Source organism: Granulicella sp. L56, from assembly GCF_009765835.1.
Lineage (GTDB): Bacteria > Acidobacteriota > Terriglobia > Terriglobales > Acidobacteriaceae > Edaphobacter.
Genome location: NZ_LMUS01000006.1, coordinates 1,601,966 through 1,624,744, shown reverse-complemented (window position 1 = coordinate 1,624,744; position 22,779 = coordinate 1,601,966). Strand labels below are relative to the sequence as shown.

General features: G+C 59.5%; 19 protein-coding genes. 14 read left to right on the top strand and 5 right to left on the bottom strand.

The window, feature by feature from the left end; genetic code table 11:
• The first annotated feature begins 5 nt into the window (after positions 1 to 5).
• The 4 genes from GSQ81_RS14500 to GSQ81_RS14485 all read left to right on the top strand — a co-directional run bounded on the left by GSQ81_RS14500 (position 6) and on the right by GSQ81_RS14485 (position 8,396).
• On the top strand, positions 6 to 557 hold the full coding sequence (locus GSQ81_RS14500; protein WP_158911399.1) for an RNA polymerase sigma factor: 552 nt from the start codon (positions 6 to 8) through the stop codon (positions 555 to 557).
• A complete protein-coding gene (locus GSQ81_RS14495; protein ID WP_158911398.1) occupies positions 554 to 1,036 on the top strand; it encodes a hypothetical protein in 483 nt (160 codons plus the stop codon). Before GSQ81_RS14500 ends, GSQ81_RS14495 begins: the two co-directional genes overlap by 4 nt.
• A gap of 545 nt (positions 1,037 to 1,581) precedes the next feature.
• Positions 1,582 to 4,977, top strand: a complete 3,396-nt coding sequence (locus GSQ81_RS14490) for a TonB-dependent receptor (protein WP_158911397.1) — start codon at positions 1,582 to 1,584, stop codon at positions 4,975 to 4,977.
• 158 nt (positions 4,978 to 5,135) lie between these two features.
• On the top strand, positions 5,136 to 8,396 hold the full coding sequence (locus GSQ81_RS14485) for a TonB-dependent receptor (RefSeq protein ID WP_254060208.1): 3,261 nt from the start codon (positions 5,136 to 5,138) through the stop codon (positions 8,394 to 8,396).
• 280 nt (positions 8,397 to 8,676) lie between these two features.
• Here GSQ81_RS14485 and GSQ81_RS14480 read toward each other — a convergent pair whose 3' ends face one another.
• Positions 8,677 to 9,048 (bottom strand): VOC family protein, encoded by a 372-nt coding sequence (locus tag GSQ81_RS14480; RefSeq protein WP_158911396.1) that lies wholly within the window; start codon positions 9,046 to 9,048, stop codon positions 8,677 to 8,679.
• Positions 9,049 to 9,168: 120 nt separating this feature from the next.
• On the opposite strand from GSQ81_RS14480, the gene mnmG reads away from it, so the two are divergent.
• The gene (gene mnmG, locus GSQ81_RS14475) at positions 9,169 to 11,289 is read left to right on the top strand and encodes a tRNA uridine-5-carboxymethylaminomethyl(34) synthesis enzyme MnmG (protein WP_158911395.1); all 2,121 of its coding nucleotides are present in this window, start codon (positions 9,169 to 9,171) and stop codon (positions 11,287 to 11,289) included.
• Positions 11,290 to 11,404: 115 nt separating this feature from the next.
• Complete coding sequence (gene msrA, locus GSQ81_RS14470) at positions 11,405 to 12,019, top strand: peptide-methionine (S)-S-oxide reductase MsrA (protein ID WP_371715347.1); 615 nt, start codon at positions 11,405 to 11,407, stop codon at positions 12,017 to 12,019.
• Here the strand turns inward: msrA and GSQ81_RS14465 are convergent, their stop codons facing one another.
• Positions 12,020 to 12,319 carry a DUF5076 domain-containing protein gene (locus GSQ81_RS14465; RefSeq protein WP_158911394.1) on the bottom strand — a complete coding sequence of 100 codons (300 nt, stop codon included), beginning with the start codon at positions 12,317 to 12,319 and terminating at the stop codon, positions 12,020 to 12,022.
• A gap of 299 nt (positions 12,320 to 12,618) precedes the next feature.
• Here GSQ81_RS14465 and dnaB point away from each other — a divergent pair, with 299 nt between their 5' ends.
• The 6 genes from dnaB (at position 12,619) to GSQ81_RS14435 (ending at position 18,044) form a co-directional block, all read left to right on the top strand.
• On the top strand, positions 12,619 to 14,016 hold the full coding sequence (gene dnaB, locus GSQ81_RS14460; protein WP_158911393.1) for a replicative DNA helicase: 1,398 nt from the start codon (positions 12,619 to 12,621) through the stop codon (positions 14,014 to 14,016).
• A 288-nt stretch (positions 14,017 to 14,304) separates the two neighbouring features.
• Positions 14,305 to 14,688 carry a VOC family protein gene (locus tag GSQ81_RS14455; protein ID WP_158911392.1) on the top strand — a complete coding sequence of 128 codons (384 nt, stop codon included), beginning with the start codon at positions 14,305 to 14,307 and terminating at the stop codon, positions 14,686 to 14,688.
• Positions 14,689 to 14,698: 10 nt separating this feature from the next.
• Positions 14,699 to 15,427, top strand: coding sequence for a YafY family protein (locus tag GSQ81_RS14450; RefSeq protein WP_158911391.1), 729 nt, complete (start codon positions 14,699 to 14,701; stop codon positions 15,425 to 15,427).
• A 39-nt stretch (positions 15,428 to 15,466) separates the two neighbouring features.
• Complete coding sequence (alr, locus tag GSQ81_RS14445) at positions 15,467 to 16,714, top strand: alanine racemase (protein ID WP_158911390.1); 1,248 nt, start codon at positions 15,467 to 15,469, stop codon at positions 16,712 to 16,714.
• Between the two features lie 94 nt (positions 16,715 to 16,808).
• Entirely contained in the window at positions 16,809 to 17,015 is a 207-nt protein-coding gene (locus GSQ81_RS14440) for a hypothetical protein (protein ID WP_158911389.1), read from the top strand.
• Complete coding sequence (locus GSQ81_RS14435) at positions 17,016 to 18,044, top strand: Gfo/Idh/MocA family protein (RefSeq protein WP_158911388.1); 1,029 nt, start codon at positions 17,016 to 17,018, stop codon at positions 18,042 to 18,044.
• A 154-nt stretch (positions 18,045 to 18,198) separates the two neighbouring features.
• Here GSQ81_RS14435 and GSQ81_RS14430 read toward each other — a convergent pair whose 3' ends face one another.
• Positions 18,199 to 18,714, bottom strand: coding sequence for a hypothetical protein (locus tag GSQ81_RS14430; protein ID WP_158911387.1), 516 nt, complete (start codon positions 18,712 to 18,714; stop codon positions 18,199 to 18,201).
• Positions 18,715 to 18,894: 180 nt separating this feature from the next.
• Positions 18,895 to 19,062 carry a hypothetical protein gene (locus GSQ81_RS14425; RefSeq protein ID WP_158911386.1) on the bottom strand — a complete coding sequence of 56 codons (168 nt, stop codon included), beginning with the start codon at positions 19,060 to 19,062 and terminating at the stop codon, positions 18,895 to 18,897.
• Between the two features lie 38 nt (positions 19,063 to 19,100).
• Here GSQ81_RS14425 and GSQ81_RS14420 point away from each other — a divergent pair, with 38 nt between their 5' ends.
• A complete protein-coding gene (locus GSQ81_RS14420; RefSeq protein WP_371715336.1) occupies positions 19,101 to 21,446 on the top strand; it encodes a GH92 family glycosyl hydrolase in 2,346 nt (781 codons plus the stop codon).
• Between the two features lie 123 nt (positions 21,447 to 21,569).
• The gene (locus GSQ81_RS14415) at positions 21,570 to 21,722 is read left to right on the top strand and encodes a hypothetical protein (protein ID WP_158911384.1); all 153 of its coding nucleotides are present in this window, start codon (positions 21,570 to 21,572) and stop codon (positions 21,720 to 21,722) included.
• 15 nt (positions 21,723 to 21,737) lie between these two features.
• On the opposite strand, the gene GSQ81_RS14410 is transcribed toward GSQ81_RS14415, so the two are convergent.
• Positions 21,738 to 22,709 carry a LysR family transcriptional regulator gene (locus GSQ81_RS14410; protein WP_158911383.1) on the bottom strand — a complete coding sequence of 324 codons (972 nt, stop codon included), beginning with the start codon at positions 22,707 to 22,709 and terminating at the stop codon, positions 21,738 to 21,740.
• Positions 22,710 to 22,779: the final 70 nt, after the last annotated feature.

The following is a 22,779-nucleotide window of genomic DNA, read 5'->3' as shown; positions in this document are numbered from 1 at the left end:
GGCCTATGTCTACCCTCTCAAAGACCGACACGCTGGCGGCACCGCTTCGATGGATCGAAGAGGACGATGCCGCCATGGGCGAGGAGGAGTTTCAGGCGCTGTACGAAGCGACGGCGCGGCCCCTGCTGGCCTATCTGACGGGCGTGACCGGGCGCAGGGACGTTGCCGATGATGTGTTGCAGGAGACTTATTGCCGGTTTCTGGTGCGGCAGCCGGCGGCGATGGCAGACGATCATGCGCGGCGGTATCTGTTTCGGATTGCGACTAATCTGCTTCGTGATCAGTGGCGCAGAAATGAGGAATGGCAAGCGGTGGACGAGGAGCCTCTGCCGGATGCAAGCGCGCCCGACCTGAATCTGCAGATGGATGTGCGCCGGGCGATGCGTGCGCTGAAGCCGAGGGAGCGGGAGCTGTTGTGGCTGGCGTACGTCGAGGGAATGAGTCATGCTGAGATTGCGGAGTCGACAGGGCTGAACGCGATGAGCGTTCGGCTGCTGCTGTTTCGGGCGCGGCGAAGGGCGGCGGCGTTGCTGCGGCCGGAAGAGGAGAAGGCATGAACCGTAACCGGTGCGAGTGCGAGAGGAGTGTTGCAGAGGCCCTGCGGACGGGAGTTTGGACGGCAGAGTTGCAGCAGCATGTGGGTGGTTGTGCTGCCTGCGAAGAGACGCGACGAGTGGCGGGGAGCCTGCTGCGGTATGCCTCTGGGTTACAGGTTACGGTTGGTGGTGCCGATGCGATCTGGCGGCGGGCGCAGGCCGAGCGGCAGGCGATGGCTCTGAAGCGGGCGACGCGGCCGCTGATCTTTATGCGCGGATTGAGCGTGGGCTGCGTGGTGGCCTTTGCGTTGTGGGTGCTTCGGGGTTTCTCTCGCATAGGCTACTCTTCCGGCTATCACGACTGGATGCACGGCTGGGCGGGTGCTGGGGTGGAGACGGCCGCGGTGGGCGTGGGGATTGCAATGGTGTGTATCGGCGTGGGCGCGTTTTATATGCTTCGCGAGGACAGGCGGCGAGGCGTTTGGCATGGGGCTTCCTGAGAAAGCTGTCAGAAGAATTTCCTTTTTGAATCTCAGAAGAACAGGCAATGGCAAAGACAAGGGCGAAATACAGGGGTCTCTCCACTGCGCTTCGCTTCGGTCGAGATGACGTGCAGTGATGGCTAGTGATGCTAGCCGAGATGACGTGCAGTTGTGGCCCGTTGCGCTGATCGAGATGACGTGCCGATCTCCGTCGAAGGCCGTAATCATGTTTTAGGGCCTCCACCGAAATGGGGAGGTGAAAACAGGCCGTATTGGCGATGACAGGAAAAGAAGCGAGGGCTAGGCTTGGGTCTAGCGATTTCAGTAATGCTCTCCAAAAGAGGTGTCTATGACACCTCTTCTTTTTTTGCGCCGTAATAAACTGAGCCGTAAGTGGTTACGGTTTTTCTGGAGGTAAACGAGGTTGGATCTGCGTTTATCGTGCATTCATGGGAATGTGCGACGTTGAAGTAGCTCGTAGAATAAGGGTATCCGAACTGTAAGCATGGATTGCACCGATGTCTATGGGCGGATGTACGGAACATTTTTCGGGAGACCAGATTATGAAGATGCTAATGAGGCTCGGGCTTTTTGCTGCCGTGTGTTTAACCGCCGGGACGATGCTGGCGCAGTCGAGTACACAGGGCGCAATCGGCGGAACGGTGTTCGATACGACGGGCGCCGTGGTTGGGAGTGCCAGCGTCACCATCCACAATAATGGAACGAATGCTGAGATCCATCTGACAGCGGATGGCAGCGGCTACTTCAAAGCTCCGCTACTGGAGCCGGGAACGTATACCGTTACCGTGAGCAGCGCGGGGTTCAGCGATTCGAAGACGAACCAGGTGACGGTGCAGGTCGGGCAGTTGACCGATGTATCGCCGAAGCTGGTGACGGGCGCATCGACTTCTGTGGTGGAAGTAACGGCAGAGGCGCCGGTGTTGAACTTCGACTCTCCTGATTTTTCGGCCAACCTGAACCGGCGCGCGCTGGACAATGTGCCGGTGAACAATCTTCGCTGGTCGAGCCTGGCGCTGACGACGCCGGGTGTGGTGTCGGACTCGAATGGCTTTGGTCTGGTCAGCATTCGCGGCATCAGCCCGATTTTGAATAATGTTCTGATCGATGGTGCGGACGACAATCAGGCGTACTACTCCGAAGAGCGTGGCCGTACGCGTGAGGCGTACTCGACCCCTCCGACGGCGATCCGCGAGTTTCAGGTGAACACCGGCGTGTACTCGGCGCAGCTTGGACGCGCAGCGGGCGGCGTCATCAACTCGGTGACCGAGAGCGGAACCAACAAGCTGCATGGGCAGGCATACTTCTACGACCGCGAGGCCGACTGGGGCACCTATAACCCGTACACGTCGAACACGGTTGGGACGCAGAACTCTTCGGGTGGGTATACCTTCACGACGACACCGTACAAGCCAACCGACTCGCGCAGGATCTGGGGCTTTTCGGCGGGCGGCCCTCTGATCAAGGACAAGCTGTTCTGGTATTACACGTATGACCAGCATCACAGGAACTTTCCGGGAACAGCGAAGGCGAACTCGCCCTCGTCGTTCTTCAGCCAGCCGGATGCTTCGCTGACCGGGCTCAACGGTTCTCCGACCTGCAATCTGGCAACGGGATACCTTACTGGTAGCGCCAAGGCCACGGACTCGAACTACTTCTCCAACTACACGCTCGACAGCTATGCCTGCACTTTGGCGGCGCGCGAGAAGCTTTCGAGCTACGCGGCGGGAGCGGCGGCGTATGGTGCTGGCCTCGGCAATCTCTTGACCGACCTTGGCAGCGTGCCGCGCACGGGCGACCAGGAAGTCAATATGCCGAAGCTGGACTATCAGCTTAATGACAGGAACCATGTCAGCCTGCTCTATAACCGTCTGCGGTGGGATTCGCCGGGCGGCGTGCAGACGCAGGCGACCAACAACTACGCTGTGGATACGTTCGGTACGGACTTTGTGAAGCTGGATTACGGCGTAGCCAAGTGGACGACGCTGATCTCCTCGAACATCAGCAACGAGCTGCTGTATCAATATGGGCGCGAGCTCAACGACGAAGGCCAGCAGCCGTTCAGTGAGTTCACCAAGAACAACCTTGTAGGTACGGGCGGCAATGTTCCCGAGGTCGGGCTTGCGACTTCAACCGGGTTCTACCTTGGATCGCCTTACTACTCTTACCGCAAGGCGCTGCCGGATGAACGCAAGTGGCAGATTGGCGATACGCTCTATCTGAACCACGGCAACCACAGCATCAAGATCGGTCTGGACGCGGTGCACAACTACGACCTGATCAACAACACCTACGAGAGCAACGGCTATATCACCTATGGCTATACCGGCAACTTCCTTGCCGACCTGGCCAGCAAGAACGGTGCGCCTACCTGCAACAGTACTGCGTTGGCCGCCGCTACAGCGACGACGAGTGCGGTAGGTACATCTCCCTGCTACAGCACGTTCGCACAGGGCTTTGGTCCGCCGGTCTTTGCGATCTCGACGTTCGATTATGGCGTCTTTGTGCAGGACAACTGGAAGATCAAGCCGCGACTTACGTTGCAGCTCGGCGTTCGCTATGACAAGGAGAACCTGCCGGGAGCTTCGTCGAATGCGACGCTGACGGCGGCATCGGGGACCTTTGTGCCGTATACCGGGCTGACGAATGCGCCGAGCGATAACAATAACTTCGGCCCAAGGCTCGGTTTTGCTTACGATGCGTTCGGCGACGGCAAGACGGTATTGCGTGGCGGATACGGCATGTTCTTTGGCCGCATCACCAACGGTGTCCTGTTGAATGTGCTGTTGAACACCGGCAGTCCGCTGGGACAGTTCACGGCGAGCATCAAGCCCGCTGCTGCAAATGCTCCAATCTTCCCCAACATCATTGCAGCCGCTACGCCACCAACGCCAAGCTCGTACTACCTGGCTTCGAACCTGCAGAACCCGATGGTGCATGAGTTCGACCTTGTGGTGCAGCAGCAGATGGGCCGGGGCACCGTCTTCTCGGTGAGCTACCTTGGAGCGCTGGGCAGAGAGCTGACGAACTTCGTGGATAGAAATCTGAACCCGGCGACGACACCGACGACGATTACCATCTCCGATGCGACCGGCAAGGGGCCGCTACAGAATGGAGCCACGTATGTGGTTCCGCAGTACACCTCGTATGGCAATACTGCGCTGTTTGGCAGTGCTGCCAGCAAATTCACCAGCATCACCGAGGTGGCGAGCAATATCAACTCGAACTATAACGCGCTGGTTGCCGAGATCCAGAACCGGTCGCTGCACTCGATCCAGTTCGATGTGAATTATGTGTGGTCGCATGCGCTGGACTACAGCCAGAACGCAACGACGACGAACACAACGAACAATCAATACGATCCCTATGGCGGTCTGAAAGAAGACTATGGGAACTCCAACTACAACGTGCCCAACCGGCTTGCGGGCTATGTGCTTTACAACTTCCCCAATCGGCAACAGGACGGCTGGTTGAAATACGTCTCCAATGACTGGGCCTTGAATAGCGCATTCCAGTTGCAGAATGGGTTGCCTTACTCGGCGACGCTGAGCGGCTATGGCTCTTTTGGAGCGTTGAACAGCAGTTGGAACGGAGCGGGCGGTACATCGTTCATTCCGATGATCGGGCGCAATACCTATAAGTATCCGCGCGACATCGTGCAGGACCTTCGGGTACAGAAGCAGCTTGCCTTTACCGAGCGGTATCGTGCGGAGCTGCGGCTCGACCTCTTCAACCTCTACAACCATCAGAACGTGACCAGCGTTCAGAGCCTGGCGTATGCACTGCAATCGGGCAGCGGCGCGACGGCGAATACGGCCACGGCGACGTTCCAGTCGGGGACCGGGAGCACGGCCCTGTTCGGCACGCCGAACAACTCCAACTCGAGCGGCTTTCTGTATACGCCGCGACAGGTGCAGATCGGCTTCCGGTTCCTGTTCTAACTTGAGACGGATTGTCTTCGTTGTCTTAATTGTCTTAGGGGTGGTGGCTTCGGCTGCCGCCCCTTTTTCTTTGTGGAACGAAGGTGGCATTTCTTATTTAGCGGAAGTTCGGTACCCTGCGGCTGATCTATTAATCAATCAGCTTGGATAGGAAGAGCTTGCGCGCGATTGTTTTGTCGCTGATGTTGCTTGGCGCGCTGACGGCTGCTTTGGGGCAGACGGCGGTGGACGGCGTTGTGCACGGGGTGGTGGTGGACGCAGGCGGGGCTGCGGTGCGGGGAGCTTCGGTGCAGGTGGAAGATGCGGCGAGTGGCTTTGTAGCGCGTGCTGGTTCGGATAAAGGTGGCGAGTTTCTGGTGGCGCGGGTTCCGGTGGGGACGTATCGCGTGGTCGTGGAGGCGGCGGGGTTTGAGCGGCTGGTTCTGGCTGACGTCGTTGTGGAGGTGGGCGCAGTGACGGGTGTGGATGCTCGGCTGCGGGTGGCTGGTGTGTCTACGACGGTGACGGTGACAGCGAGTGGAAGCTCGACGGTTGAATCGACGGCGGTGGCGAGTACGGTGACGGCTGGCGAGATTCAGCGGCTGCCGGTGCGTGGACGGCGATGGCAGAGCTTTGCGTTGCTGACTCCTGCGGCGAATGCGGATGTGGCGGGGCTGTTGAGCTTTCGCGGCCTCGCGGTGACGCAGAACAGCACGGCGGTCGATGGGGTGAGCGACGATCAGAGCTTTGGCTCGGTGCCGCGAGGAACAGGAGCGGAGGGCGAGCGCGGTGTGGCGCGGCGTGGAGGCGCGGCCTATACGTTTTCGCAGGAAGCGGTGCGGGAGTTTCGCGTGAGCGGGCAGAACTACTCGGCTGTGTATGGAGGCGCGGCGGGCGGCGTGGTGACGACGGTGTCGAAGAGCGGCACGGATACGCTGCATGGGTCGGCCTTTTATCTGGCGCGGGATAGTGCATGGGCGGCGGCGAATCCGTTTTCAATTGCCACGCACTATGCCGATGGCGTGGTGACGAGTGGTGTGGTGAAGCCGCATGACCTGCGACAACAGTTTGGCGGAAGTGTGGGCGGCGCGGCGGTGCGCAATCGGCTGTTTTATTTTTATGCGTTCGATCAACAGCGGCGCGATTTTCCGGCGGTGTCTTCGCCCCAGAATGCGGACTTCTATGCGTTGACGCTGGGGCAGATGGACTTATTGGGTGGGCGTGGGGTATCGGCGTCGAAGGTGAATACGGCGCTCGATTATCTGGATAGCCTGACGGGAATGGTGCCGCGGCGGCAGAACCAGACGGTGAACTTCGGCAAGCTCGATTGGCAGGCGACGGCGAAGAACCGGCTGAGTGTGCAGTATGATCGGGCGCGGTCTAGTGCTCCGGGGGGAGTGAGATCGTCGGCGGTGGTGGATCGAGGAAGAGCGAGTCTGGGGAGTAGCTATGTGAAGGTGGACTCGCTGCTGGGGCGGTGGCTTTGGTCGAAGAACGCGAAGTTCAGCAATGAGCTGCGGCTGGCGGTGGGCAGGGACTTTCAGTATGAGGAGGCATCGGCTCCGCTGCCGCAGGAGCCTGCGGTGGGGCCGGGTGGATACGCTCCCGAGGTGGTGATTGGGCCGAATGGGCTGACGTTTGGCACGCCTTCTTCGCTGGGGCGCAAGGCGTATCCCGATGAGAGGAGAGTGCAGTTCGCGGACATGGTGACGCTGGTACGTGGGCATCATCAGGTGCAGGTTGGCGGAGATTTGAGTCTGGTGCATGACTATATTGATTCGCTGAGCGGTCAGGAGGGGGCGTTTCACTATGACAGCGGCGCGGCTGGCGGTGGGCTGGTGGATTGGATTACCGATTACACCTTCAACGTGAATGCCTATCCGAATGGCGAGTGTAGGACAATTGGATCGCAACTGCATTATTTTTGCTTCACGTCGTTTACGCAGAGCTTTGGGCAGGCTGCGGTCACGTTCGATACGCAGGAGTGGGCCGGGTATGTGCAGGACCACTGGCAGGTGCGGCGCGGGCTGACTGTCGATGCCGGGCTGCGCTATGAGTATGAGCTGCTGCCGCTTCCGCAGCGGCCGAATATAGCGCTCGATGCTGAGTTTGGTTTGCGTGGAGCGAGCAGCGTTTTTCCTGAAGACAGAAATAATGTCGGGCCTCGCGTAGGAGTGGCGTGGGAGCCGCTGGGCGAGGGGCGCGGCGTGGTTCGTGTGGGGTATGGGTTGTTCTATGGACGGCTGCCGGGGGCGACGGTGCGGAGTGCGCTGGTGAATACGGCGCTGCCGACTTCGGCGACGCATGTGAGAATTACGCCGACCACGATAACGGATTGCCCGCAAGTGCCGAACCAGGGCTTTGGCTATGCGTGCGCTTACCTGACGACGCCTCCGGCGGCGGTGGGGACGACGACCTCGGCGACGGTGTTCGATCGCGGCTTTCGCCTGCCTGCGGTGCAGCAAGGTAGCTTGACGGTGGAGCGCAAGGTGGGCGTGGGTGTAGTGGGGAGCGCGAGCTATCTGCTGAATCTGGATCGGCAGTTGCCGGATTCGGTGGACATCAACATTGCTCCGGCGACGAGCGTGGAGACGTTTCAGCTACAGGGCGGAACAGGGGCGCCGGGAGTGCGCGATGGCGAGATGTTTGCCGTGCCGGTCTACTCTGAGCGCGTCGATGCCAGCTATGGACCGGTGACGGACCTGGTCTCAGACGCGAATGCGAGCTATAACGCTCTGGTGATCGAAGCGCGGCGGCGCAGTGTGGGCGGGTTGGAGTTTCGCGCGAGTTGGACGTGGTCGAAGGCGATTGATTTTGGCGAGAGCGCTGGAGCGACGCCGCGAACGAATGGGCAGTTCGATCCGTTCGATCTGCGCTACGACAAGGGGCTGTCGGCGTTGAACTATCCGCATAAGCTGGTGGCGAGCGCGGTGTGGGAGCCGAAGGCTTCGAGTAGACGGAGGTGGCTGCGAGTGGCGGGGAGTGGGTGGTCGGTGGCTCCGTTGTTTACGGAGCGGAGTGGGAGGCCGTACAGCTTTAATATCTATGGCGGCAGGCGGTTGGCTGGCGGGCATCAGAGCATCAATGGCTCGGGCGGCGCGGTCTATCTGCCTACGGTGGGACGGAATACGCTGCGGCTGCCGGATGCGGCGAACCTCGATCTACGCGTGAGTAGGACGCTGCGCGCTGCGGAGAAGGTTCGAGTGAAGGGTGTGGCGGAGATATTTAACGTGACGAATCGGGTAAATTATTCGGGAATTATGCAGCGGGCGTTTTTGGTGGGGACGGCGGTGAACGGTGTGACTCCGTTGATGTTCCAGGATGTGGCTGCGGTGGCTACGGAGCAGTTGAACGTGCAGCCGTTCGGAACGTTTACTTCGGCTTCGACGGGGCAGTCGGGCGAGCGGCGGGTCGAGCTTGGGTTAAGGCTGGAGTTTTAGTGGTAAAGACTTGGAACTACGTCATCTCGACCGAAGTGCCAGCTATCAAAGCACGTCATCTCGACCGGAGGCGGCGTCTTTGCCGCCGTAGTGGAGAGACCCCTGTATTTCGCCGTTGCCGTTGCCTGTTCCATCAAATTTGCAAAGCTGCTCGGTCATCAAAAACAGACAACAGCAAAACAAAAACAAAATACAGAGGTCTCTCCACTACGCTTCGCTTCGGTCGAGATGACGTGGTTTTGCGCTTCGATGACGAATTAAATTTTGGGACAATTGCGTCTCAATCCTGCGAGAAGGAAAGCGTATTGCCGTCGGGATCGTGGAACCATGCGATTTTGGCCCCGCTGGGCGATGTCCAGATGCCGTCTTCGCTTTGTTGAAGGAAGGAATAGCGCTGGAAGGCGAGTCCTTTGGCGGCCAGCTCTTTTACGGTGCTCTCGATGTCTTCGACCTGCCAGCCGAGAATGGTGTAAGAGGCAGGCGTGAACTCCTCGATGCGAACGAGACGGACGATGTTGCCGTTCGATTCGAGCACGATGGCGAAGGCGTCGTCGCTGACGAAACGCAGGCCGAGAAGATCTCGATAGAAGCTGAGGGCGCTATCTGCGTCGCGGGTGGGGATGAAGCCGATGAGTTTGCTGTCGGGAGTCATAGTTGCTCCTGTTCGCGATAAGTCTAGCTGACGATGGGATGCGGCGGGTGCGGAATGAGTGACCTGCGGCGGGGAGATGCCGAAGTTCGCGGATTTTACGGCGAAGCCTAAAATAGAAGTGTGAGTTTTACGGAACAATACGATGTGGTCGTGGTGGGCGCAGGCCACGCCGGATGCGAGGCGGCGATGGCTGCGGCGCGCATGGGACTGCGTACGGCGATCTTTACGCTGAATCTTGATTTGATTGCTCAGATGAGTTGTAACCCGGCGATTGGCGGCATTGCCAAGGGGCATCTGGTGCGCGAGGTGGATGCGCTGGGCGGCGTGATGGGCGAGGTCGCCGATGCCTGCGGCATTCAGTTTCGTCTGCTGAATACATCGCGTGGCCCTGCGGTGTGGTCTCCGCGAGCGCAGTGCGACAAGGCGCTGTATCGCGTGAAGATGCGCGAGGTGCTGGAGGGGCAGAGGAATCTCTTCATCAAGCAGGCCGAGGTGGTGGACCTGATTGTGGAAGAGGTAGAAGGTTCATCAGAGCGCGTGGTGCGTGGATTGAAGCTGCGGGATGGGCGTGTGATTCATGCTGCGGCGACGGTGGTGACGACCGGAACATTTCTGAATGGCCTGATTCATTGCGGCGAGCAGCAGTACACGGCGGGTCGCAGCGGCGAGCCTGCGAGTGTTTTGCTGGGCGAAGCGCTGAAGCGGCTGGGGCTGCGCGAGTGCCGTTTGAAGACAGGGACGCCGCCTCGGTTGGATGGGCGGACGATTGACTGGACCAAATTTGAGGAGCAGCCGGGCGATGCTGATCCGACGCCGTTCAGCTTTCGCACGCGTTCGCTGCCGCTGCGGCAGATCATGTGTCACATCGCGCATACGACGCCGGAGACGCTGCGGCTGATCCGCGAGAATGTGCATCGTTCGCCGATGTATACGGGGCAGATTGAAGGCATCGGGCCGCGCTATTGCCCTTCGATTGAGGACAAGATCGTGCGCTTTCCCGATAAGACGCGGCACCAGTTCTTCCTGGAGCCGGAGGGATTGAATACGCACGAGGTCTACATCAACGGCATGAGCACCAGTCTGCCGATGGAGATTCAGGCGGCGATGGTGCACTCGATTCCCGGCCTCGAAAATGCGGAGATGCTGCGGCCCGGCTACGCGATTGAGTATGACGCGATTGATCCGACGGAGCTCGATCGGACGCTGCGGGTGAAGTCGATGCAGGGGTTGTATCTTGCGGGGCAGATCAACGGGACGAGCGGCTACGAGGAAGCGGCCTGCCAGGGATTGATGGCGGGTATTAATGCTGCGCTTGCGGTTCGGGGTGAGGATGGCTTTACGCTGGATCGCACGGAAGGCTACACGGGGATTCTGATCGACGATCTGATCAGTAAGGGAACGAACGAGCCTTACCGGATGTTTACCTCGCGGGCGGAGTTTCGGCTGCATCTGCGGATCGATAATGCGGACCGCAGGCTGACTCCGTATGGGCGTCGGTTGGGGCTGATCGACGATGAGGCGTGGGCTGGTTATGAGGCGAAGCAGTCGCGCGGTGTGGGGTTTGAGAAGCTGCTGGAGACGGCGCGGGTGAAGACAGGTGAGCTGCCTGCTGAGCTGGTGGCTCGGCTCGATGGCGATGGTGCTGTTGCGGGGCAGACGTTTGCGCAGTTGCTGAAGCGGCCTGAGGTTGTGGTGGAGGAGATTGCTCCGCTGCTTCGTGAGCGCTTGGCGAAGGAAGGCGATGTGCTTGCTGTTTGGGTTGCGGCGATGGATGGTGCTTCGTTGAATTTGAAGGAGGACGGTCGTGCTGCGCACGATACCCACATCTCAGAATCGAGATATGGGGCACCCGGTTCCGTGGTGCTCCAGCAGGGCGACCGCGCACCCGGTTCTGTGGCGCGGCTGCCTGCGTGGGTTCGCAATGAGATGAAGACGGTCGAGACGGAGATCAAGTATGCGGGCTATCTCGACCAGCAACGGCGGTCGATGGAGAAGCTGCGCAAGGCCGAGAAGCGGTTGATTCCCGACTGGTTCGACTATGCGGCGGTGAGCGGGTTGTCGACGGAGATGAAGCAGGTGCTGTCGCGGGTGCGTCCGCAGACGCTGGGGCAGGCGAGCCGCATTGCTGGAGTGACGCCCGCAGCGGTGAGTTTGATTCATGGATATATTGAGATTCAGGGGCGGCGACGGAGTGCGGCTGCTCAGCTTAATGAATCTGTGACCGGTATGAGCGCGTATTAACAGGAGTGGGATGTAGTGGAGGTTTGAGATGCAGACGGGCAAAATGTTGACGCGGTTCGGATGGATGGCGCTGCTGGTAGTTGCGGTGGTTCTGGTGGCGTGGAGGGGGATGCGGATGACCCCAGTGAATGCTCAGGCGAAAGCTCCCGTGCCTGCCGTCGATGAGACGAAGGCTGCTAAATCAGGCCACGAGACGGCGGTGTTTGCGGGCGGATGTTTCTGGGGGACGCAGTCGGTGTTTCAGCGGGTGAAGGGGGTGACGGCGACGACTGCCGGGTACGCTGGCGGATCTGCGTCGACGGCTACCTATGCCCAGGTGACGACGGAGACGACCGGACACGCGGAATCGGTAAAGGTGATCTACGATCCGTCGAAGCTGACGTATGGACAGCTCTTGCAGATCTTCTTCTCGGTGCACGATCCGACACAGTTGAACAGGCAGGGGCCGGATGTAGGGACGTCGTACCGGTCGGCGATCTTTTATGCGAACGACGAGCAGAAGAAGATTGCGACGGCCTATATTGCGCAATTGGAAGCGGCGCATATTTTTTCGAAGCCGGTTGTGACGCAGGTGGTTCCGTTGAAGGGGTTTTATGATGCGGAGTCTTACCATCAGGATTATGCGACCAACAATCCGAACAATCCTTATATTCAGGTCTGCGACCGCCCTAAGATCGAGACGTTGAAGCGGGATTTTCCTGAGTTGTTTCAGAAGTATAGGGGTGAGTAGCTACTGGGTGACTTCGCCCTCGGGCTCGTCGGTTGGGTTGTCGATCTCGGCGTTGAAGCCTTCGAGGAGTCGATCGAGGAAGGCGTCTTTATCGACGGCTTCGCCCTGTAGCTCGTGGGCGAGAGCGATGTGCCGGGCGAGATCGGCGAGGACGATGCCCCAGGCGAAGGGGTCTTCCCACGCTCCGCTGCGGATGCTAACGTGTTGACCCTGCTCGGCGATCCAGACACGGAGCACCTCGAAGGAGGCCTTGTCGCGCTGTGCCGCCGGTGGAACGCTCAGAATTTTCTCCGATCCCATCTTGATGCTCCTCCTGTGCCGTGTAGGTCTGTGTGTAAGAGTAAACTTTGCAAAGGTGTCTTGGACGCAGTAATCCACAAAAGCAGCCAGACATCCGCAGGAACTCTTCGGCTAGAGTAGTGAGTCTGAAGTGAACGCAGCATCGGACGGGCTTTCAGCCCTTGGTTTTGTGCTGGAACCTTACCTGGGGCGTTGCCCCAGGCTGATATAGAGCGGGTCTTCGACCCTTGGCTAGTGAAACGAATTCAGACTCACCGCACCAAGTGATTAACTCATCGCCCCAGGTTATTAATCAATCGATGGCTACTTATCCTCATATCGTCGGCGAGCAGGAACGCCCCGCCTCCCTCCATGCCGAGATGACCATTCTCGGCGCCATGCTGGTTGAGCCAATGGCGATTACCGATGCGACGATGTTGCTGAAGGCGGACGACTTCGCGCTGGATTCGCACCGCAGAATCTATACGGCCATGCTGCACCTGTCCGAGGTCGGCCACGCGGTCGATATCGTCACTGTGGGTGAGGAGCTGCGTAAGCGCAAGGAGCTGGATTCGATTGGCGGCCTGCCCTATCTCGCGTCTTTGAGCGAAGGCCTGCCGAGGAAGCTGAGCATCGAGAGCTATGTCCGCATCGTGCGCGACAAGAGCCTCATGCGCCAGTTGATGGCGGTGTGCGATCTGGGCATGATCGACGCGGCGGACCAGAGCCAGGAGGCGCTGGATGTACTGAACAACGTCAGCGGCAGGCTGATGGAGATCTCGGAACATGCGGTGACCGGTGGATTTTCGGACATCGGCGAGATTGTGAAGTCGTCGTTCGGTTCGATCGACAAGCTGTATGAGCAGGGCCGCGAGATCACCGGCCTGGCGACGCACTATATCGAATTTGACCGCATGACCAGCGGTTTGCAGGACTCGGAACTGATCATCATTGCGGCGCGTCCTTCGATGGGCAAGACCGCGTGGGCAATCAACATTGCGCAGAATGCAGCCGTGCGCGATGGCAAGGTGGTTGCGGTCTTCTCGCTGGAAATGTCGAAAGAGAGTCTGCTGCGCCGTCTGCTGGCGTCGGAGGCGCTGGTAAATTCGCGCAAGATTCAGACGGGATTTCTGCCCAAGGAAGACAAGAGCAAGTTGTTGGCCGCGCTGGAGCGGCTGATGGAGTCGAAGCTCTTTATCGACGACACGCCGGGCATTACGCTGGCCGAGATGCGCGCCAAGGCGCGGCGGCTACACCAGCAGGAGGGGCGGCTCGACCTGATCGTGATCGACTATTTGCAGTTGATGACGGGTTCGGCGGGCGGCAGCCAGAAGAAGTTCGAGAACCGCACGCAGGAGGTCTCGTCTGTGTCGCGCGGGCTGAAGGCGCTGGCCAAGGAGATGAAGGTTCCGGTGATCGCGCTGTCGCAGCTCTCGCGTTCGAGCGAGCAGCGCGGCGGCGACAAGAAGCCGATGCTGAGTGACTTGCGCGAGTCGGGCTCGATTGAGCAGGATGCTGACGTGGTGGCGTTTATTCATCGTGACAGCTACTACAACAAGGACGAGAACGGCGAGGAAGACCCCGAGTCGAAGGGCAAGGCGGAGATCATCATCGCCAAGCAGAGAAACGGCCCGACCGGCAGCGTCCATCTGGCTTATCTGGCGGACTATACGCGGTTTGAGAATCTGCAAGGGGATGGCGGCGGCGGAGGCTACTGATTGCTGCTAAAGGGCTTAGGGGAAGAGCAACGGCGAAATACAGGGGTCTCTCCGCTACGGCGGCAAAAGCGCCGCCTTCGGTCGAGATGACGTGCTTTGTGTTTGGTCTGAGTGGTGAGTGGAATGACGAGCAGCAGCTCGCGCAGTTTGTTGATGCGATAGCGGCGCAAAAGGCGGAATTGTTTCGAGTTATCTTCGCCCTACGAATTTTAAAACCTACTGACATAATGCTGTCAGCAGCCCCTCGCTATGCTTGGTCTCAAGTCAGCCAATTATGAGGAGAGCGACATGAGCAACACGACGACAGTTCGCCAGAATGCAATCAACTGGTTCGAGATCCCTTGCGCAGATCTGGACCGTGCCACGACCTTTTACGAGACTTTGCTGGGAGAGAAGATGCGGCGCGAAAACATGGGTGTTCCCATGTCTCTCTTCCCCGTCGATCAATCAGGAACCGGCGGAACGCTGGTGAAGCGGGTGTTCCACAAACCGGGCGCGACCGGGCCGATGGTCTACCTGAACTGCGACGGCGATCTGGATGCCGTGCTCGCACGCGTACCCAGCGCGGGTGGTCTTGTGCTGATGCCCAAGACCGAGGTTCCCGGCGGATACGGCCACTTTGCCTGCCTTCGCGATACCGAAGGCAATCACGTCGGTCTGCACTCGCACTAGGATCACACTTATGCGACGTGCTGACAGACTCTTCCGCATCGTGCAGTTTCTGCGCCTCGGCCGTTTGCTTACGGCGCAGAAGCTGGCCGAGAAGCTGCAGGTCTCGCAGCGCACCATCTATCGCGATATTCAGGACCTTCAGCTTTCGGGGATGCCGATTGAGGGTGAAGCCGGGGTTGGCTATACGCTGCGGCGTGACCATGACCTGCCTCCGCTGATGTTTACGCGCAGCGAGCTGACGGCGCTGGTGCTGGGCATGCGGCTGGTGAAGGCGTGGGGTGGGGCGGAGAATGTTGTTGCGGCTAATCAAGCGCTGCAACGGATTGAGGCTGTGCTGCCAGCAGAGTTGCGAAATGATCTCGACTCCATTTTGTTGTTTGCACCGGGTGGATTTCATATGGCGCAGCATCTGCGCGAACGGATCGACACCTTGCATGCGGCCTGCATTGCAAAACGCGCCATCGAGTTTGGCTATGCGCGCGAAGACGGCGAGCGCAGCAACCGCGCGGTGCGTCCGCTGGCGCTTGCGTTCTGGAGCGGTGTGTGGACGCTGGCCTCGTGGTGCGAGCTGCGCAACGACTTCCGTGCCTTTCGCATCGACCGCATGGAGGACGTGCTGGTGCTGGAGCGCACCTTCGTCCTGCGCAAAGGGCAGACGCTTGATGATTTTATCCGCGCAGCGACGCCGAAGGATGAGCGGCTGCCGGGTCGTCAAGGGTTGGTGACGGGCGCCAATTAGGATAATTAGGCGCTGCGAGCGGCGGTTAGGATAAGAGTTGTGAAGAGTTGGGTGGAGATCTCCGAAGAGCGGTTGCTTGCAAATTACGCCGCGCTTGCCAGGGTTGCTGGCGACGACGTGGCGGTGATGGCGGTCATCAAGGCCGATGCTTATGGCCATGGGGCGAAGGTGTGCGCTCCGGTGTTGGCCAATGCCGGAGTGGAGTGGCTTGGAGTTACGGATGCCGAAGAGGGCGTGGCCGTTCGTGCATCGCTGGCTGGAGTTGCGGCAGAGCAGCAGCCGAAGATTCTGGTGATGTCGGGGCTGCTCGAAGAGGATGCCGAGGCTGTTGTGCACCACGGGCTGACTCCGGTGGTGTGGACGTGGCAGCAGATGGAGTGGCTCGCTGAGGCGGTTGCGCGGCAGGGTGCGGAGCCGCTGGCGTTGCATCTGGAGATTGATACAGGAATGGCGCGGCAGGGTGTTGCGCCGGGTGACGAGCTGCTCGAGTTGCTGACTTGGCTGGCTGCGCAGCCGAGCCTGAGGCTGGATGGCGTGATGACGCACTTCGCCTCGGCGGAGGTTGCGGACTCGCCGCTGACGCTCAAGCAGCGGGAACGGTTTGAGCAGGCGATGGCAGAGGTTGCTGCGTCTGGGCTGCGTCCGGTTTGGGTTCATGCGGGTAACTCTTCAACGGTCGATAACAGCGCGGTGAGCGAGAATGATCGCGGCTCGCTGGTGTGGCTGCGTGAAGTTGCTTCAAGTGCTGGTGGGGGGGCGATGGTTCGAACCGGCATTGCGCTTTATGGATATTGCCTGCCGGTTGAAGGCGGTGAGGCGATGGTCGAGCCTGAGCTTCGGCCGGTAATGGCGTGGAAGACGCGCGTGATCGGCGTGCGCGAGGTCGAGGCTGGCGACACGGTGGGCTATAACGCGGTCTTTACAGCGCAGAGGCCGATGCGGCTGGCGCTGTTGCCGGTTGGATATGCAGATGGATTGCGGCGCGAACTCTCGGGATCGGATGCTGCGACGGGCGGCTGGGTGATGATTGGCGGGCAGCGGGCGATGATCGTTGGTCGGGTCTCGATGAATCTTACGATGGTCGATGTGACGGAGATCTCCGGCGTGAGCGTAGGCGATGAGGTGGTGCTGCTGGGAGATGGCATGACGGCGGACGATCATGCTCGGCTGGCGCATACGATTGCGTATGAGATTGTGTGCGGTATGAGGGCGGCGTCGCGGTTGGTAAAGAGAGACAAAGGCGAAATACAGGGGTCTCTCCACTCCGCTGCGCTCCGGTCGAGATGACGTACGGTTTTTTGTGGCGCAAAAGTATCAGCTTCATTTGCGCCTTGTCTCATGGGCAATTAAGATCGGCTAAAGAGAAATGAGGGACGAGTTCATGGAATCCACCACAACGGCGCGGCGCACGGAAGATATCGCGCTCGATCTGCTGAAGTTTGTCGCTGCACAGGCCAATGTCGGCAGCAAAGGGGCTGGGGCCACCGGCTTTGGCGTGGCGGCTACGGCGAAGCCAGATGACCAGGTGACTCACCTGCTCGAACTGTATGCGCGTTGCCGCCAGGCTGTCGAAGCGCCTATCAAATAAGTGGCGGGTACGAGTCCACTGCGTGTCGCTGTCGTCGGGGCGGGAGCCTTCGGGCGCAACCATCTCCGCGTCTACCGCGAGCTTCAGGATGCAGGCCACGAGGTTCAGCTTGTTGCCGTTGTCGATCAGAATGCTGCGGTTGCGGCTGAGGCTGCGACTAAATTTGGCGTGCCTGCGTTTGACAGCGTTGCTGCCTGCCTGAGTTCGGGGTGCAGGCTCGATGCTGCTTCGGTCTGCGTGCCTACGGTGCATCATGCCACGGCGGCGGAGCCTTTGCTGGCTGCGGGCGTCGATCTGCTGGTGGAAAAGCCGCTGGCCGCGAACCTCGCCGATGCTGACAGAATTCTGGAGTTGGCGCGGATGCATGGCCGCATCGTGCAGGCTGGGCATCTGGAGCGGTTCAATCCTGCGGTGACCGCGGCGCGACGGCATCTGCACCGGCCTATGTTCTTTGAGGCGCACCGCCTGAGCATCTTTACGCCGCGGTCGCTCGATGTGGATGTTGTGCTCGACCTGATGATCCACGATCTGGATATCGTGCTGAGCCTGGTGGCTTCGCCGGTGCGCGAGGTGCGTGCGGTGGGTTTGCCGGTGTTATCGAACAAGGTGGATATCGCCAATGTTCGACTGGAGTTCGAGAACGGCTGTGTCGCTAACTTTACCGCCAGCCGCGTGAGCACGGAGCGGGTGCGGAAGCTGCGCTTCTTTCAGCCGCATCAGTATCTCTCGCTCGACTTTGCGCGGCAGGATTTGTTGCTGATCGATGTCGCCGCTGCGGCTGGCATGGACCCGGCTCAGCTTGCGGCTTTGGCGCAGGCTGCGGGGCAGCATCCTTCGGCGGGCCTCTCGCTGAGCAAGGTCGCGGTGGAGCAGGGCGAGCCGCTGCGGTTGGAGATTGAGTCGTTTCTGGCGGCGGTGCGGGAGCGTTCGGTTCCGGTGGTCTCGGGCGAGGATGGGCGCGCTGCGCTGGCGTTGGCGCTGGAGATCAATCGGGCGATTGCGGAACATGCCGTGCGGACCGGACTTTAGGGGTACACCCCCTGGGGTACTTTGGTCGCAAAGTCTTGATTCTATTAGGTAAATTCTGCAAAGTCTTCATTCTTTGTGTCTTATAGGCAAAGTCTTCTTTCTAAACAAGTTAGGCCCAGCGTTTGGCTGGACTTTTTCTTTTGCTGTTTCTATTTTAGCGAATCGACGGAAACTGTTTTGCAGGTTTTGGGACTATATTTTTTGGGTTTAAGTTGTTTCTTTTGTTTGGGTTATTTGAGTTGTCGGGAAGGGTGGGCGCTTGACAGGAATTTTGCCGGAATTTTGAGGCTGGGGCTGATTTGGGCGAGGCAAAGGCGATTAAATCTGTCGTTTCTGCTTCGCCTTCACTCCGGCTTTCGGCAGAGTGGAAGCCGCTTCGCGGCGGTTTAATTGAGGCGCGAGGCTGAAGCCTCGCTGTACTTAGCTGCAACGGCAAGTGTGACAAATAACGCATCCAGTAGTGAAATTGATAAGCTATGCTTCGCTCAACGGATCGGCGTTTATCGGGACCGATTCGAATAAGAACGCCGAAATCAATAAACTGGCAGTTGTGGAGGGTGTAGGTGCCGCTCTCAAAACTAAGAGTATGGTGTTCTTGGCTTTCCCTCGTGACAATCGCCCTAGCTTTACCGGCAGCAGTATTGGCTTTGGCGCATCCGTTTCCACTCATTGCGGACGGTCATGGAGGGTACTCGAACTCGTGGAATTTTTTCGCGGTCACAGCAGCACTATGCGCCTCGGCGTTAGCGTTCCTGTTTTCTACCTTTGCGAATCAGTGGCGCCGGCGCCTCATTCTCGGCAGCATCGCGCTCCTCCTGCTTAGCTATCTTTCTCTCTTCATTGACGGACATTAATCTCCCGAATGCTGCACTGGGATCAGTACCGGCAAGTCGGCTTCTGGGAAGTAATCCTTGATGTTTTGAGATTTGAACAGGCTCCTAAATTTCTTTTTCGCCTGAATTGCTGCCAAGACAATTTTGCTGAAGTGCAGGTACTGGGCCGCGATCTGCTGCGACAATCGATGGCATGGTTAATGGTGCGTTTGCCCGGATGTCTGTGCGTTCTGTTTGTGTCGGCTTTTTGACGATTGCGTTAGTTGCGTTGCCTGCGTGGGGACGTGCTGCGGCGCAGTCGAGCGGCTATGATTCGGTCGATCCGTTGATTGGCACTGGGGCCGATGGACATACCTTTCCGGGGGCGACGGTGCCGTTTGGCATGGTGCAGCTTAGCCCGGATACGCAGATCAACAATTTCAAACACAGCTATAAGTGGGCTGCCGGGTATCGCTACGAGGACTCGAGCATCCTTGGCTTTTCGGAGACGCACTTTTCAGGGGCGGGGCACTCGGACCTTGGCGACTTTCTGATTCAGCCAATTGCGGGAGAGGTTCGGCTGGAGCCGGGCGATGTAGACAAACCGCTCTCGGGCTATCGGTCGCGGTTTAGCCATACGACCGAGAAGGCTGCGCCGGGGTACTATGCGGTGACGCTGAGCGACTACGGCGTTCGTGCAGAGTTGACGGCGACGGCGCGGGTGGGCGTGCATCGCTACACGTTTCCGGCGGACCGGGAGGCGCACCTGCTGCTGGATATGCGGTCGTCGATCTATAACTATCCCGGCAAGGTGCTGTGGTCGCGGGTCCGCCTTCGCAAGGACGGCACGGTGACGGGGATGCGCGAGACGCGGGGGTGGGCTCCGGGGCGGCAGCTTTATTTTGCGATGCGGTTTTCGCGGCCTGTGACTGGGCACGCACTGGTGGACCGTGAGCCCCTGCCGGTGGAGTACAAGGGCTTCAAGACACCAGGGGATACGCCGGAGAATACGCAGTCGATAGAGGGCCGCGGGCTGATCGCCACGTTCGACTTTGGCAAGCTGAGCGGGCCGCTGGTGGTGAAGGTTGCGATCTCGCCGGTGAGCGAAGACGGCGCGATTGCGAATCTCGACGCAGAGGTTCCGGGCTTCGACTTCGACGCTGTTCATGCGACGGCGCGGGCGGCGTGGGAGAAGGCGCTAAGCGTGGTGAGCTTCGAGGCCGAGCCGGCGATGCGGAAGAATCTTTATACGGCGCTCTATCATGCTCTGCTGGCTCCGAGCCTGTCGATGGATGTGGACGGGAGCTATCGCGGGCCGGACAACCAGGTGCATCGGGCGCAGGGGTTTCAGTTTGTCTCGAGCCTGTCGTTGTGGGACACCTATCGCGCGGAGCAGCCGTTGATGACACTGATTGAGCCGCAGGCGCGCACCAGCGATCTGGTGCGGTCGATGCTGGCTTCGCAGCAGGAGAGTCCGTTCGGGATGCTGCCGGTGTGGCAGTTTCAGGGGATCGAGACGTGGTGCATGATTGGCTATCATGCGGTGCCGGAGATTGCGGATGCGTATATGAAGGGCATCGGCGGCTTCGACGCGAACAAGGCGCTGGACGCGATGGTGGCTACGGCGACGTATGCACCGTATGGGCATCTGGGCGAGTACATGAAGCTGGGCTATGTGCCGGTGGATGGTGGTGCTCCCGGCTCGCATGGAGAGGCAACTTCGCAGACGATGGAATATGCGTTCGACGACTGGACGATTGCGCGGATGGCGCGGAAGCTGGGGCGGAACGATGTCGCCGAGCGGTTCGAGAAGCGTGCGGAGAACTGGAAGAATGTCTTCGATCCCAAGGTCGGATTTGTTCGTCCGCGGCTGGCGGATGGAAGTTATCGCGAGCCGTTCGACCCGGCGCGAGCGGGCGCGGACAGCGGCTTTACCGAGGGCAATGCGTGGCAGTACTCGTGGTACGAGCCGCAGGACGAGGCGGGGATGATTCGGTTGCTGGGCGGCGACCAGAAGCTGGTGGCGAAGCTCGACGCGATGTTCGACGCGAAGGTCGATCCGAAGCAGTATGCGGATGTGGAGGACATGGCGGGGTTGATTGGGCAGTATGTCCACGGCAATGAGCCGAGCCATCATCTCGCGTATCTTTACGACTACGCGGGCGAGCCGTGGCGGACGCAGGAGCGGCTGGGCCAGATTGTGGAGAGCCAGTACCGGCCTGCTCCCGATGGGCTGGTGGGCAACGACGATCTGGGGCAGATGTCGGCGTGGCTGCTCTTTACCGGGATGGGGTTCTATCCGGTGGCTCCGGCGTCGAATGAGTATGTGATCGGGCGGCCGTTTGTGGAGCGGGCCACGATCAATCTGCCGAACGGAAAGAAGTTCGAGGTGGTGGCGGAGGGGTTGAGTGCGAGCCATCCTTATGTGGAGAGCGTGAGTTTGAACGGCAAGCCGCTGACGCGCAGTTTTCTGCGGCAGGAGGAGATCGTTCGTGGAGGCGAGCTGCGGTTTGTGATGGGCAGCACGCCGAATAAGACGTGGGCGACCTCGGTGGCGGCGCGGCCTTTTTCGATGCCGGAAGCTCATTGATCAAACCAAGATCTCCGGCTGATAAACTTCACCGTTCTCAAATTCGGCGTTCTGGCCGCGGTGTTAGCAGGGAGGGAGACGAGCAGCTTCGACAATCGGAATGAATTTGCGGATGATCTTGGTGTGCTGGCGAATCATATTCGCAACCGCTACATCCTGAGTTTCTACCCGACTTCGCACGCGCCGGGATTGCATACGATTGCGGTGCGGCTGGCGCACCATTCCGTGCTGATGGTTTCGGCGCGAAGGAACTACTGGTTGGAGGCGCAGCCGTAGGAGGCTCGACAAGATCTATTTGCGGGTCTTGCGTTTCAGCTTGACAGGGTGACTGTTGGCTCCACGCGGTGGGTGCGGCTGCATCTGTAGGCGGAGGCTGGTGCGTAGCGCCTTTGCCAGGCGGCCAAACTCTTGTTCGCGGGGATGGGACTGTCTTGCTGCGAGCCGCCAGTCCCGGTGTATGCCGCTGCGGCCAAGTCGCAAGCCACATAGATTGTGTGTGTGAAGGTAAGGCTCGATCAGCCAGCGTGCGAAGGGTGCGACGCCCAGGCCGGCACCTACCATTTGAAGGATGGCGTCGGTAAAGGGAATGTACTGGATTGATTTGGGCCCGATCTTTGCGGGCGTGAAGAAGTCATCCATGATTGCGTTGCGCGAACCGGGCGACGTGTGCAGGAGAAGAGTTTCGCTTGCCAATAGCTCGGGTTCCACCTGCTTTGCATGAGCGAGAGGATGATTCGCCGGAACGATGAGGAGAACTTCATCGCGGAACAGTGGCCAGAGCGTCAGAGAATCATCTTCGACGGGGGAGTTCAGTATGGCTACGTCGATCTCTCCTTCTTTGAGTGCCTCTCTCACGCGAGGAGTAGCCTCCATGACAATCTGGATTTCAGCGTGGCTGCCTTCTTTTCTCTGCTCCTCGATGAGCGACGGCAGCCAGTAATAGCTGGTGTAGCATTCGGTGGCCATGCGGAGTGTTCGCGGGCCAGAGTGGGCGATGGCAAGGATGCGGTGCTCGGCGTCGCGGAAGCTGAGAGCGATCTGCCGGCCGATGGCGACGAGCTCTTCGCCGATAGGGGTGGGCACCATCTTTCGCGGGAAGCGCTGGAAGAGCGGCTCGCCGAGGCGATCCTCAAGCCCGCGCAGGTGGTGGCTGAGGGCGGACTGCGAGAGATGGAGATGCTCCGCCGCCTGGGTGACGGTGCCATGCTGATGGATGGCTACTGCCAATTCAAAATCTTCGCGGGAGAGATTGAGTGAATTCATATGCAAATTATGCATGAATATGATGCATAACATTCTCTTTTATTCATGTCTGGTTTTGACTAGGCTTTCG